Source organism: uncultured Mailhella sp. (assembly GCF_944324995.1).
In the GTDB taxonomy this organism is placed as follows: Bacteria; Desulfobacterota; Desulfovibrionia; order Desulfovibrionales; family Desulfovibrionaceae; genus Mailhella.
This window is the reverse complement of sequence record NZ_CALUYL010000001.1, coordinates 207,315-220,065: the sequence shown is the minus strand read 5'-3', so window position 1 is coordinate 220,065 and position 12,751 is coordinate 207,315. Positions and strand designations below refer to the sequence as shown.

Here is a 12,751-nt window from a genome sequence, read left to right as displayed (position 1 = left end):
CCGTGCCTGAGCTGGCGATGCAAGGCTGCGTCGCCTCCGGTTCGGGAGAAACGCGCGGGTTCACGCTGACAGCCTGAGACGGACATGTTTTTCTCAAAGCCGCCGGGGAAGAAGGGGACGTGCCTGCGGAGCAGCCGTTTGTATGTTTCGTTCAGGAGAAAAAGGTTTTTTTCTGTACCTCGCGGGGCAGAGGAAGTCCCATCTGCTTCATTTTTGAACGCAGAGTGCTGTAGTGAATACCGAGAAGCGTGGCCGCGCCGTTTGGTCCCAGCAGTGTTCCTCCGGTTTTTTTGAGCGTTTCCCGGATGTGTTTATCCTTCACGTCCTTCAGTGTCGGCCAGGGGGCAGAGTCGCAGGCGGAACAGTCGGCGGGTTCTTTCATGATGGAGGTCTGGTCAGGGGATGATGGGAGCGGGGCGTCGGCGGCATCGGGCAGGACGAAATGCAGAGTCCCCTTGTCGTTGTCGTGCATGATGAGCGAACGCTCCACCACGTGTTCCAGTTCCCGCACGTTGCCCGGCCAGTTGTAGTCGTAGAGTCGACGGATTTCCTTTTCTGAGACGCCTCCCTGGAAGTTGAGTCCCAGAGACTGTGTTTTCGCCCCCAGGAATTCTTTGACAAGATGAGGAATGTCTCCGGGGCGTTCCCGCAGGGGAGGGATATGCATGGGGAATACTGCCAGCCGATACCAGAGATCGCGTCGGAAGCTTCCATCCTTCATTTTGGCATCGAGGTCGGCATTGGTAGCGGCAATGATGCGCACATTGAGACGCATGGCTTTGTTGCCGCCTACACGCACGAGATGTCCTTTTTCCAGCACGCGCAGCAGTTTGACTTGAGCAGAAAGCGGAAGATCGCCGATTTCATCGAGAAAAATGGTGCCTCCCTGAGCCTGTTCGAAATAGCCTTTGTGCGTACTTACGGCACCGGTAAAAGCACCGCGTTCATGACCGAAGAGTTCGCTTTCCACCAGCGTGGGAGGAATGGCTCCGCAATTGACGATAATGAAAGGCTTGTCCTTGCGGGACGATTGTTCGTGGATGGCACAGGCAACGAATTCCTTGCCTGTGCCCGTTTCTCCCTGAATGATGACGGTGGCGTCGGTGCGGGCGACCTTGCGGATGAGCCCGCATACGTTGTGCAGACCGGGACAGCTTTCGAGCTGTTTGACGTAGAAGTCCAGAAATGGACGTTCCTTTTCGGAGAACTTGTCGTCCTCCTGATCCGAAAGCAGGTCAGTTCCAGAGGTGGAGAAGGATTCTTCCAGTTCCTTGCCCAGCGGATGAATGAGCTCCTGCATGGCGGGGATATGTTCGGGGGCAAAGGCGTCGGTAACATCCGCCCAGAAGTTGATGACGAATACAAAGGGTTCCATGATGAAAAGGGGCAGGCGCAGAAGAGCGTTGTGTGCGAGAAACGGGATGCCTTTGCACAGCGGATTGTTGAGAAGAGCAGGAGTCTTATAGGGGGCAAGGTCGTTGATGAGCGTGGGTTTGTCTATATCTTCCAGCCTGATGGCGTGCTTGCGTTTCCATCCGCTCTGTTCTGCGGCTATGGCGGCAGTGCGATTGGGCGATAGATAGTAGGAAACCATACGGTCGTTGGGCTGCGTATCGAAAATATTCAAAATGGAGCTTCCGTCTCTGCTGATGAAGACGCCGTTGATGCGGATGACCGGAGCAAATTGCCGGGTGGCTTCAAGGAGCATGTTCATGGCGCTGCCCATGCCGTGTCTGTGCAGCACGGCGAGGCACAACCGAGCTATGGATGGAATGTGCTCCGCAGCTGGTACGGCGCGGGGCGACTGAGTCTCAGCGGAAAAGGGCGCGGACATGATGCCTCCGAATATGAGTGAAATTGTTAATTATGTGGATAATATAAATTTTAAAAATAGTCACATTTGCCGTACAGGAATCGATATTTTTAATATAATACTTTGAATTATTAAATAATAATTAAATGGCACGGAACTTGCTTTTTATAAATTGTCGACGTTTCCGACAGCGTCAAACAGGAAGTCGAACTTCCGCAAAGCAAAGGAGCAAGCTCATGCCGCCTCTGATTGATGAAGCAAAGTGTATAGGCTGCGGTGTTTGTATGGATATCTGCCCCATGCAGGTGTTCAGGCCGAACAAGGAAACCCGCAAACCTCAGGTCGTTTACGGAGAGGAATGCTGGCATTGCAATTCCTGTGTTCTGGACTGCCGGCAGCATGCCATTTCCCTTCGTATTCCGGCCCCGTTCATGATGCTCCATGTGGACGCCTCCGACCTTAAGCCCAGCGGGAGATAGCCATGTTGAATATACAGAAGACTCTGGATACCGATATCCTGATTGTAGGCGGAGGCATCGCCGGTCTGATGGCGTCGATATGCACCGGAGAGCAGGGACTTTCCACAATTGTGGCGGAAAAGGCTCATGTGCGGCGCAGCGGTTCGGGCGCAACGGGAAATGATCATTTTCTGTGCTTCATGCCGGAAATTCAGAAGATAACGATCAAGGAGATGATTAACGAAATGCTGGCGGGACAGGTAGGCCCGTGGCATGACACTCAGATCACCAAGGTATTTTTGGAGCGGACCGCGGAAATGGTGCATCGCTGGCATTCGTGGGGCATCAACATGAAGCCGTTCGGCCCCGACTATGTGTACATGGGGCACGCATTTCCCGATCGTCCGCGCATGTACATCAAGTATGACGGGCACAATCAGAAGGAAGTGCTGGTTAAAAAGGCCAAGGAAGCAGGTGTTACCTTTCTCAACCATCATCCGGTGACGGATCTTCTGGCCGAAAACGGGCGTGTGACCGGTGCTGTCCTCATGAATGTGAAGGACGACGAGCCTTCTTTTGTACTGGTGCGGGCCAAGGCTGTCATTATGGCCACGGGCTGCTCCACAAGGTTGTATCCCAATGCCATGACGCCGGCCATGTTGTTTAACTGCGGATACTGTCCTAGCTGTGCGGGAGGCATGGCATCCGCTTACCGCATCGGCGCAAAGCTGGTGAATATGGAACATCCCTACACGCATGCGGGCACCAAGTATTTTGCACGCTGCGGCAAGGCTACGTGGATTGGCGTGTACAAGTATCCCGACGGACGTCCCATAGGACCGTTCGTCCGTAAGCCCAACCGGGAAATCGGCGACAATACCTCCGATGTGTGGAAGTCCGTTTTCGCCGACGTCATGGCCAACGGAACGGGCCCCGCCTATCTGGACTGTTCCGAGGCCTCGCCGGAAGATCTGCAGTTCATGCGTCAGGGCATGGTGAGCGAAGGGCTGACTTCGCAGCTGGACTACATGGATCGCGAAGGCATAGACCCCGCGCACGACGCCGTTGAATTCGGTCGTTACGAGCCCTTGCTTTTCGGACGCGGTCTGGAAATCGACGAAACCGGTTCTACGAACATCCGTGGTCTTTATGTGGCGGGCGATCCCATAGGCAATTTCCGGTCCGGGATTGCCGGCGCGGTGACCTGGGGCTGGATAAGCGCAGAGCATGCGTCGACGTATGTTCGGGACGTTCAGCTTTCGGATCAGACGGCTTCGGACGAGCTCATTGAGCGTCGTCTGGCGCTGTATGACAGTCTGCTGCACAGGGAAAACGGTGCGCCGTGGAAGGAATTCAACATTGCCCTGCAGCAGCTCATGAATGATTACTGTCCGGCGGCGCCGCGCGTGCGCTCCGAAACTCTGCTGCGTGCGGGGCTGCACTATCTTGCGGATCTGCGCGCCCACGCTCTGCGAGATATGGCTACCCCCAATGCCCACACGCTGATGCGCGGTCTGGAAGTGCTAGACCTTATCGATCTTGGCGAAGCCGTTATGACGGCGGCCCGTGAAAGACGGGAAACTAGGGTTCAGCACATCCGTTCCGATTATCCATTTACCAGCGTTTCCGACGGAGAGAAGTTCATCACCGTGGAAATGAAGGATGGCAGACCCGTTACGGCATGGCGCAAGCGTAGGATGCTTTGAGTACGTTATCCGCGTTCTTTCGGAAGACGGGGAGCGCGGAGTGTACGGCCGGAGCCAGAAGATGGTTCCGGCCGTACCGAAAAAAAGATGTCCCATTGCCTTTTTACTGCTGTAACGCGTGTTTTCCATGAGGAACGGAGCACGCTTCCATGAGGGGAAGTGTCAATGACTCGCAGTTTGTATCGCAACAGGCAGATCATCTTTTTTCTGCTCGGCCCCCTGCTGTGCTGGGTTATTCTGCAGTGTCCGGCGCCCGAAGGTCTCGGGCACATCGGTATGAAACACCTTGCGGCTGCGGCATGGATTCTGATTTGGTGGGTTACGGAGTTGTTTCCTCTGGCCGCCGTGTCGCTGCTGAGCATTCCTATTTACGGAATCGTGGATGTCATGCCTCCGGTCAAGGCCTATGCCATCTTCGGCAACTCCAACCTTATGTTGATGGTCGGCGCCATGATCATTCTCGGCGCGTGGAAGGAAAGCGGACTCATCACGAGATACGCGTACTGGGTGCTGAGTCTGCCGTGGATCAAGGGGCGTCCCAGGCGCCTCATGCTGGTGTTTGCCTTTGCCACGGGCCTGGTTTCCACCATTGTTCCCAACATTCCCGTAGCCATTCTTTTTGTTTCTCTGGCCGTGGCCATGGGAAGGGGCATCAATGCCGAGCCGGGGAAAAGCAACACCATTCGCGGGTTGTGTGTCATGTCCGGCGTAGGCTCCGCTCTCGGCGGCGCGGGAACGCCCATAGGCGGCGCGCCCAACCTGGTGGTGATAGGCGTTATTGCCTCATCGTTGAACTATAATGTCACGTTTGCCGAGTGGACGGCGCTCGGCATGCCCATATGTCTGCTTATGCTGCTTGCCATGGTGCTGCTTGCCTATGTGTTTTTCCCGCCCCGTAAGGACGGTCTGGTGAGCAGTTCCGGCGACTATATCCGTAAAAAGCGCGAAGAGCTTGGTCCGGTCACGCCGTTTGAACATGTTTCCATGTTCGTGATGTTTCTTGCCATGCTGCTTTGGGTGGCAGGTCAGCCTGTGTCCCGTGCTCTGGGCTGGGCTGTGGGCGTGAAGCTGTTCGCTCCGCCGTCCGTGGCGCTGCTCATGGGCTGCAGTCTGCTGTTTCTGCCCATACGCCGGGATGCCGAGAGCGGCACCATCGAGTTTTCCATGCCGTGGAAGGATTGTGTGCGTTCCGTGGACTGGTCAATCATCATTTTCATGGCGGGCGCCATTCTCTTCGGGGAAAACCTGGTGGCCGGAGGTGTGGACAAGTGGCTCGGCAACATTCTCATTCATGCCATCGGCGACATGTCACCGTTGCTGGTGTGGTTTGCCGTCATGATCATCGGCGCCATGCTTTCGCAGGTCATTGTGAATCTTGCCGTTGTGGGATTGTTTATTCCCGTGACTGCTACGCTGGCTGTTCATTACGGACTGAATCCCGTGGTGGTGTGTCTTACGGTGGGCATTCTGTGCAATGTGGGCATCATGTTTTCCGTGTCGTCTGTGCCCATTGCCGCCGCCATGCTTGGGTCCGAAGGATACTCTTCGCCGAAGGACTATATAGCCTACGGACTGGCAGTGCTGATTGTCTGTTCGCTGATAGCGCTGGGCTGCGGCGTCCTGCTCGGCGATGCCGTCATTCCCGTACCGACGGCATGATGAACTGACGGAATGTGGAACTTCAAGGGACGCTCCATAAACGGGGCGTCCCTTTTGGGTTAAAGTCTTCCGCGCCGGTGAGGGAAAAAAGGAGTCGGAAAAGTCCCCGGCGCGCACGTCTTATTTTTCTCTGGGCATGCTCAGGCCGAGCTGCTTCATTCTTGCGCGCAGGGTGGTGTAGTGGATGTCCAGCACCTGCGTGACGCTGTTTTCGCCGGTGAGCTTGCCCCCGCATTTGGCCAGCACGGCGCGGATGTAGCGGTTTTCCATTTCCGCCAGCGTGGGCCAGTCGGAGGCGTTCTTTTCCGGCGCAGACCAGCTCGATTCCTCGAATTCGTCCCTTTCAATGTCGAAGTGCAGCGTGCCGCTTTTGCCGCGGGCGAGAATCATGGCGCGCTCCACCACGTGATCCAGCTCCCGCACGTTGCCCGGCCAGTTGTAGGCGTACAGTCTCGCAAGCTCTTCCTTGGGAACGCGGATGGTTTCCGGCAGGTCGAACTGCTTGGCCTTGGTGTGGAGAAAGTGGCGCAGCAGGGTGGGAATGTCTTCCTTGCGTTCCCGCAGCGGAGGCACGTGGATGGGAAACACGCTGAGCCGGTACCAGAGATCGCGGCGGAATGTGCCTTCTTTGACCTTGCGGTGCAGATCGGCGTGGGTGGAGGCGATGATGCGCACGTCGAGCTGCACCGCGTTCGGACTGCCCACGCGCATGATGGTCCTGTTTTCCAGCACGCGCAGCAGCCTAACCTGCGCGGAAAGGGGCATTTCTCCGATTTCGTCCAGCAGAATGGTCCCGCCCTGCGCGGCCTCGAAATAGCCGCGGCGCGTGTTCACGGCGCCGGTGAACGCGCCTTTTTCGTAGCCGAAGAGTTCGCTTTCGAGCAGCGTGTCGGGAATGGCGCCGCAGTTCACCTTGATGAACGGGCCGTTGCGCCGCGGTGAGAGTTCGTGAATAGCGTCGGCCACGGATTCCTTGCCCACGCCGGTTTCGCCCATGATGAGCACGGTGCTCGAACAAGGGGCCACCTGCTCCACCATGTTGCGCACGTGGTTCAGCCCCGAACACTCGAACAGCTTGTCGCTGCCGGAAGTCAGCGAGCGGCTGGACGGCGCGGCCGGACTTTCCAGATCCCGGGCCAGTTCTTCGGCAAAGCCGCTGGTGACCTTCTGAAGTTCGGGCAGATCGTCTTCCGTGAAGGCGTTGTAGGTGTCGGACCAGAAGTTGACTACGAAAATATAGGCTTCCGTGCGGCACAGGGGCAGGCGGGCCAGCGAGCGGTGATGGAGAAAGGGCAGCTTTTCCGCCGCAGGATCGCTTCCCAGATGCTTTTCCTTGTAGGGATCGAGATTGCCCACGATGAGCGGTTCGGCCAGCCTCTCCCAGAGCAGAAGGGGCAGCTGGCGGCCTTCCCGCTTCATGGTGACGGGTCTGTTTTCCTGGGTGTCCACCATGGTGATGACGTTGGACCAGTCCGAAGGAATGTAGAGCGCGTTGATGCGGGTCACGGCCATGGTTTCGGCCAGAAAGTCGCGAAGGCAGGCGCAGGTCTGATACATGCCTCGCGTGCGGTAGATGAGCTTGAAGGACAGGGCGCTGGCGCGCAGGGAATCTTCGTCGAAATGCATGGAAGGCCTTTTGGCTGAGCGTGGAAAACAGGGGCGGACGCCTTGGCGCGCCATGAAGGAACATAGTTCAAGTCTTATAAAAATACAAACTTAAATTATGATTTCGCAATAATTATGATTTTGATATTTTTCACAACATCTTTGTTTTATGGAGTTTTTCATTTTGGTATGGATTTTGCAAATCATAGGATTGACAATATCACCCATACGCCCGCCAACGAGCAAGGAGAGAAAACATGCCCCCGGTCATCAATAAGGACCTGTGTATCGGCTGCGGAACCTGCGCCGATATCTGTCCCATGAATGTGTTCGAGCAGGAAGCTCCCAAAACGGTTCCCAGCGTCGCCTACGGCGAGGAATGCTGGCACTGCAACGCCTGCGTGCTTGACTGCCCCAAGAAAGCCGTGTCTCTGCGGATTCCCCTCAATTACATGCTGCTCCATGTGGATGCGGCCCAGTTCAAGGAGTAGGTCATGCTCACGCTTAAAAATACGTTGGAAACGGATGTTCTGGTCGTCGGCGGCGGTATCGGCGGTCTGTGCGCGGCCATTTCCGCCGCTCAGGGCGGCGCGAAGGTCATCGTGCTCGAAAAGGCCAACAGCAAGCGCAGCGGTTCCGGCGCGACCGGCAACGATCACTTCACCTGCTACTATCCCAAGGCCCACGGCAACGACATCGCTCCCATCCTGAAGGAACTTCTGGACAGCATGCTCGGCCTCTGCCACGACACCAAGCTTTCGGTGCGCTTCCTTGAGCGTTCCATCAGCATTGCCGACAAGTGGCATTCCTGGGGCATCAACATGAAGCCCTTCGGCGACGACTACGTGTTCATGGGACACGCCTTCCCCAATCGTCCCCGCATCTTCCTCAAGTACGACGGTCACAATCAGAAGCAGGTGCTCACCGCTCAGGCCAAGAAGGCCGGCGCCGTCATTCTCAATCATCATCCCGTGCTCGACCTTCTGCGCAACGATGAAGGCATCACCGGCGCGCTCGCGCTGGACATGAGCGGCAAGGAACCTTCCTACACCGTGGTGCGCGCCAAGAAGGTCATCATCGCCACGGGTTCGGCCTCCCGCCTGTACTCTCCCGCCGGAACGCCCGGCTGGCTGTTCAATACCGCCTTCTGTCCTTCCTGCACGGGCGCGGCGCAGGCGCAGAGCTGGCGCATCGGCGCCAAGCTCGTGAACATGGAGCTGCCCAACCGTCACGCCGGTCCCAAGTATTTCTCCAGAGCCGGCAAGAGCACCTGGATAGGCGTGTACCGCTACCCCAACGGCAAGCTGCTCGGCCCCTTCGTCACCAAGGCCACGAGGGAAGTCGGCGATATCACCTGCGACGTGTGGAACTCCGCCTACAGCGACGTGCTCATGAACGGCACAGGCCCCGCCTACATCGACTGCTCGGGCACCGGCCCTGAAGACATGAAGTTCATGCGTGCGGGCATGATCAGCGAAGGCCTCGGCGCGCTGCTCAACTACATGGACGACAAGGGCATCGATCCTTCCAAGTACGGCGTGGAATTCATGCAGTACGAACCGCATCTCATCGGCCGCGGCCTGCAGATCGACATCAACGGCGAAACCTCCGTGCATGGCCTGTATGCCGCGGGCGACATGGTGGGCAACTTCCGCTCCGACATCTCCGGCGCGGCCGTGTGGGGCTGGATGGCCGGCGAACACGCTTCCGCCAACCTGGAGACCGGTTCCCTCGTGGAGGCGGAAAAGTCCGAATGGGCGCAGGAACGCATGGCCTACTACGACAGGTTCCTGACCCGTCCTTCCGGCGCTCACTGGAAGGAAGCCGCCATGGGGCTGCAGCAGATCATGAACGACTACGCCGCGGCCGGTCCGCATCGCGTGCGTTCCGAAACCCTGCTCTGCGCCGGTCTCAAGTATCTTGCCGATCTGCGCACGAACGCCGAGGAATGCGTGAAGGCCGCCAACGCTCACGAACTTCTGCGCACCGTGGAAGCCTTCGAGCTCATGGACAACGGCGAAATCATCATGCACGCCGCCCGCGAACGCAAGGAAAGCCGCGGCATGCATCAGCGTTCCGATTACACCTTTACGAATCCGCTTTTGTCGGACAAATTCCTGACGGTACGCAAGGAAAACGGCAAGGTTATCACGGAATGGCGTCAGCGCTGGTCCGCGTAGCCGTGTAACGACGAAAGATACGGCATGACAAGTCCGATGCGGCAGGCCCGGGTTTTCCGGACCTGCCGCACGCGGGCGTCAAAGACGCTTCATCATCACCCGAACGCGCGGATGCTCTCCGCCGTTCAAGAGCGGATGCTGTTTTCCGAGCGCGGAGCAGACATCCGGCAAGTCGCAATTTCTGGAGACATCATGGCACTGGAAAAACTGCTTACCCCCGGACGCATCGGCAACATGGAGCTGAACAACCGCCTTGTTTTTGCTCCCATCGCCGCGCGCGGGGCCGGGCCTGAAGGCACGCTGAGCGACGCCCTTGCCCGTTTTTATGAAGTAAGAGCGAAGGGCGGCATGGGCCTTGTCATTATGGGCCACACCTACTGCTGGCGTGAAGAACAGACCGACGGCGCCATGGGTCTGTGGTGCGACGCGCACATTCCTCCTCTTGCCGATCTTGTACGACGCATGCACTCCTATGGTCCCAAGGTCGCCGTGGAACTGGGCGGCCGCGGCACCCGCCGTCCCGACGGGCACTCCATTGCGCCTTCGCCCGTGCGCTTCGCCTTTGAAGACAAGCCCCCGAAGGAAATTCCCGTCGAGCAGATCGAATATTTCGTGGAATGCTACGGTCAGGCCGCGCGTCGCGCCCGCGAAGCCGGTTTCGACGCCGTGGAAATCCACGCCGCGCACGGCAAGCTCGTGAGCCTTTTCCTGTCCTCCTACAGCAACCGCCGCACCGACGCCTACGGCGGCACTCTGGAAAAGCGCACGCTTTTCCCCCGTCAGATCGTGCAGGCCATCCGCAAGCAGGCCGGCGAAGACTTCCCCATCATCTTCCGTTTCAGCGTGGACGACATGGTCGAGGGCGGCAACACCCTTGAAGACGGCAAGCAGATAGCCCGCATCATGGCCGCCGAGGGCGTGGACGCCTTTGAATGCTCGGCCGGCAATCAGGAAAAGGGCTGGAACACCTCGTTCAACTATTTCTTCCCCCGCAACTGCCTGGCGCATCTGGCGCGCCCCGTGGGCGAAGCCTCGGGCAAGCCCGTGATCACCGTGGGCAAGATTCACGATCCGCTCGCCGCGGAGCTGCTGCTCGAAGAGGGCGCGGCGGACTTCATTTCTCTCGGCCGCCCCTTCATCACCGATCCCGAGCTGCTCATCAAGGCAAAGGAAGGCCGCTACCGCGACATCAAGCGCTGCATCTACTGCCTGAACTGCTTCACCTACAAGTCCAGAAAGGACCGCATTCCTACGCCCGGCATCACCTGCACGGTGAACCCTGCGGCCATGCGCGAGGCGGAATTCCCCAAGCCGGAACCTGCTGCCGAACCCAGGCGCATTCTCATTGCCGGCGGCGGCCTCGCGGGCATGGAAGCCGCCCACACTCTCGCCGAACGCGGCCATCATGTGGATCTCTATGAAAAGGCCGAGGATCTCGGCGGTCAGTGGATCGTGGCCGGCAAGGCGACCTACAAGTCCGACTTCCGCACGCTCATTCCCTGGATGCTCAACGCCATGAAGGAGGCCGGCGTGCATGTTCACACGGGCGTGGAAGTGAACCGCGCCCTGCTGGAAAAGGAACGCCCCGACGTGGTGGTGCTTGCCACGGGCGCGGTGCCGCGCGGACTTCCCGCCGCCGTGGACAGACCCGCACACGGCGGACCTTCCGTGGTGCAGGGCATGGACGTCATCATGGACCGCGCCGAAGTCGGCGACCGGGTCGTGGTGGTGGGCGGCCGCTACATCGGCATGGAAGTCGCCATCAAGCTCGCCAAGCAGGGCAAGGACGTGTCTCTGCTCGAAGCCATGGAAATCGGTCACGGCGGCATTCCGCGTCTGGTGGGCATCTACCGCAACGAAATGGTGGCCGCCAAGGTGCGCTTCTATCCCAATTCTCCTCTTCTGCGCCTGAACAGCGAAGGCGTGGACGCCGCCAACAACGGCTCCATGCTCACGCTGCCCTGCGATACCGTGGTTTTAGCCATCGGCACGGTGCCGGTGAACAATCTGGTCGAGGATCTCGAAGCTCTGGGCCTGGAATATCACGCCATCGGCGACTGCCGCCAGATCGGAGACGCGCTCTACGCCATCCGCGAAGGCGCGCAGATCGGCCGCAAGCTGTGAGACGGCCTGAAGGAGCCCCCTTTTTCAACCCCCTGTCGTACAAGGAGAGAGGTCATGAACATTACCCTCAACAAGCTCGGAAAGGCTTGCGCCGCCGTTCTGCTCGCCCTCGGTCTGGCAGCCCCCGCCGCTCAGGCTGCCTATCCTGAAAAGCCCATTACCGTCATCATTCCCTTCGGCGCCGGCACCGGCGCGGACAACAACTTCCGCGCTGCGCAGCCGTTCTATGAAAAGGCGCTGGGCGTCAAGCTCGTCACCGACTACAAGGCCGGCGCGGGCGGCGTGGTGGGCGCCAACTACTACATGAGCACGAGACCCGACGGCTACACCCTGCTTTTCTACAACTTCCCGCACATCTCCATGCAGCAGGTCTTCCAGAAGACCTCCTACAACACCAAGAATCTCGTGCCCATCGTTTCTTCCGTGCTCTTCGATGAAATCATCACCGTGCGCGAAGACAGCCCCTTCAAGACGCTCGACGATCTCATCAAGTACGCCAAGGAACATCCCGGCAAGGTGACCGTGGGCAACACCGGCTCCTACAGCTCCAACCATCTTACCTTTGCCTCCTTCGTGAAGGAAACCGGCGTGGACATGGTGCGCATTCCCTTTGAAAACGGCACCAAGCTGAACGTGGCCCTGCTCGACGGACAGATCGACGCCGCCTGCTCCAACGCCCAGTGGCTGACCACCCACAAGGGCAAGATCCGCGCTCTGGCCTCCGCCTCGAAGACCCGCATCATCGAAGGCGTGCCCACCTTTGCCGAATACGGCCTCGATATGGAAGGCTGCACCATGTTCAACTGCCTCATCGGCCGCGCCGACATGCCCAAGGAAGCCCTGGACTATCTGACCAGCCGTCTGGCCACGCTCCGGGACGACCCGGAACTCAAGGCCTCCATTGAAAGAATCGGCTCCACCTACGGCTTCCAGGACAGCAACGACCTGAAGGAAACCATCGCGAAGATCGACCAGAAGGTGGAAAACCTGAAGGACGTCATCAAGAACACCGCCGACTGATTGCGGACGGGGCGGCGGGAGCGGATGCGTCTTCCGCCGTCCTTCTGTCTTCCGGGACATGGAAAAGCGCAGCAGAGAACGCTTCCGCCGCGAAGCGTTCCTGTTCCGAAGAGCGCCGGGCGCGGCGCTGAGACGCTCCGAACGTTCGGAAGAGGGCCGGATTCGGAACCGTCCGGGGCCCTTTTC

Annotated in this window: 9 protein-coding genes; 7 read left to right on the top strand and 2 right to left on the bottom strand. The window is 58.7% G+C overall.

The features are described 5' to 3' along the window. Positions 1-151 precede the first annotated feature (151 nt). Positions 152-1,834, bottom strand: coding sequence for a sigma-54 dependent transcriptional regulator (locus Q0K02_RS00925; RefSeq protein WP_294484090.1), 1,683 nt, complete (start codon positions 1,832-1,834; stop codon positions 152-154). 125 nt (positions 1,835-1,959) lie between these two features. Between Q0K02_RS00925 and Q0K02_RS00920 the strand changes: the two genes are divergently transcribed. From Q0K02_RS00920 to Q0K02_RS00910, 3 genes are all read left to right on the top strand, one after another. Further along, on the top strand, positions 1,960-2,292 hold the full coding sequence (locus Q0K02_RS00920) for a ferredoxin family protein (RefSeq protein ID WP_363315647.1): 333 nt from the start codon (positions 1,960-1,962) through the stop codon (positions 2,290-2,292). A 2-nt stretch (positions 2,293-2,294) separates the two neighbouring features. Beyond that, the gene (locus Q0K02_RS00915; RefSeq protein WP_294484088.1) at positions 2,295-3,977 is read left to right on the top strand and encodes an FAD-dependent oxidoreductase; all 1,683 of its coding nucleotides are present in this window, start codon (positions 2,295-2,297) and stop codon (positions 3,975-3,977) included. 165 nt (positions 3,978-4,142) lie between these two features. Continuing rightward, the gene (locus Q0K02_RS00910) at positions 4,143-5,636 is read left to right on the top strand and encodes an SLC13 family permease (protein WP_294484087.1); all 1,494 of its coding nucleotides are present in this window, start codon (positions 4,143-4,145) and stop codon (positions 5,634-5,636) included. A gap of 120 nt (positions 5,637-5,756) precedes the next feature. Here the strand turns inward: Q0K02_RS00910 and Q0K02_RS00905 are convergent, their stop codons facing one another. After that, positions 5,757-7,262 carry a sigma-54 dependent transcriptional regulator gene (locus Q0K02_RS00905; protein ID WP_294484086.1) on the bottom strand — a complete coding sequence of 502 codons (1,506 nt, stop codon included), beginning with the start codon at positions 7,260-7,262 and terminating at the stop codon, positions 5,757-5,759. Between the two features lie 236 nt (positions 7,263-7,498). Between Q0K02_RS00905 and Q0K02_RS00900 the strand changes: the two genes are divergently transcribed. The 4 genes from Q0K02_RS00900 to Q0K02_RS00885 all read left to right on the top strand — a co-directional run bounded on the left by Q0K02_RS00900 (position 7,499) and on the right by Q0K02_RS00885 (position 12,565). Further along, a complete protein-coding gene (locus tag Q0K02_RS00900; RefSeq protein WP_294484085.1) occupies positions 7,499-7,732 on the top strand; it encodes a ferredoxin family protein in 234 nt (77 codons plus the stop codon). A 3-nt stretch (positions 7,733-7,735) separates the two neighbouring features. Continuing rightward, entirely contained in the window at positions 7,736-9,421 is a 1,686-nt protein-coding gene (locus tag Q0K02_RS00895) for an FAD-binding protein (protein ID WP_294484082.1), read from the top strand. Positions 9,422-9,613: 192 nt separating this feature from the next. Beyond that, positions 9,614-11,545 carry an FAD-dependent oxidoreductase gene (locus Q0K02_RS00890; protein ID WP_294484080.1) on the top strand — a complete coding sequence of 644 codons (1,932 nt, stop codon included), beginning with the start codon at positions 9,614-9,616 and terminating at the stop codon, positions 11,543-11,545. A gap of 54 nt (positions 11,546-11,599) precedes the next feature. Continuing rightward, a complete protein-coding gene (locus tag Q0K02_RS00885) occupies positions 11,600-12,565 on the top strand; it encodes a tripartite tricarboxylate transporter substrate binding protein (protein ID WP_294484078.1) in 966 nt (321 codons plus the stop codon). The last annotated feature ends 186 nt before the right edge of the window (positions 12,566-12,751 follow it).

What these genes read in the sequence shown, in the direction of transcription:
- Q0K02_RS00925 (WP_294484090.1), bottom strand. Translation starts at nt 1,834, where the DNA reads ATGTCCGCGCCCTTTTCCGCTGAGACTCAGTCGCCCCGCGCCGTACCA.
- Q0K02_RS00920 (WP_363315647.1), top strand. Translation starts at nt 1,960, where the DNA reads ATGGCACGGAACTTGCTTTTTATAAATTGTCGACGTTTCCGACAGCGT.
- Q0K02_RS00915 (WP_294484088.1), top strand. Translation starts at nt 2,295, where the DNA reads ATGTTGAATATACAGAAGACTCTGGATACCGATATCCTGATTGTAGGC.
- Q0K02_RS00910 (WP_294484087.1), top strand. Translation starts at nt 4,143, where the DNA reads ATGACTCGCAGTTTGTATCGCAACAGGCAGATCATCTTTTTTCTGCTC.
- Q0K02_RS00905 (WP_294484086.1), bottom strand. Translation starts at nt 7,262, where the DNA reads ATGCATTTCGACGAAGATTCCCTGCGCGCCAGCGCCCTGTCCTTCAAG.
- Q0K02_RS00900 (WP_294484085.1), top strand. Translation starts at nt 7,499, where the DNA reads ATGCCCCCGGTCATCAATAAGGACCTGTGTATCGGCTGCGGAACCTGC.
- Q0K02_RS00895 (WP_294484082.1), top strand. Translation starts at nt 7,736, where the DNA reads ATGCTCACGCTTAAAAATACGTTGGAAACGGATGTTCTGGTCGTCGGC.
- Q0K02_RS00890 (WP_294484080.1), top strand. Translation starts at nt 9,614, where the DNA reads ATGGCACTGGAAAAACTGCTTACCCCCGGACGCATCGGCAACATGGAG.
- Q0K02_RS00885 (WP_294484078.1), top strand. Translation starts at nt 11,600, where the DNA reads ATGAACATTACCCTCAACAAGCTCGGAAAGGCTTGCGCCGCCGTTCTG.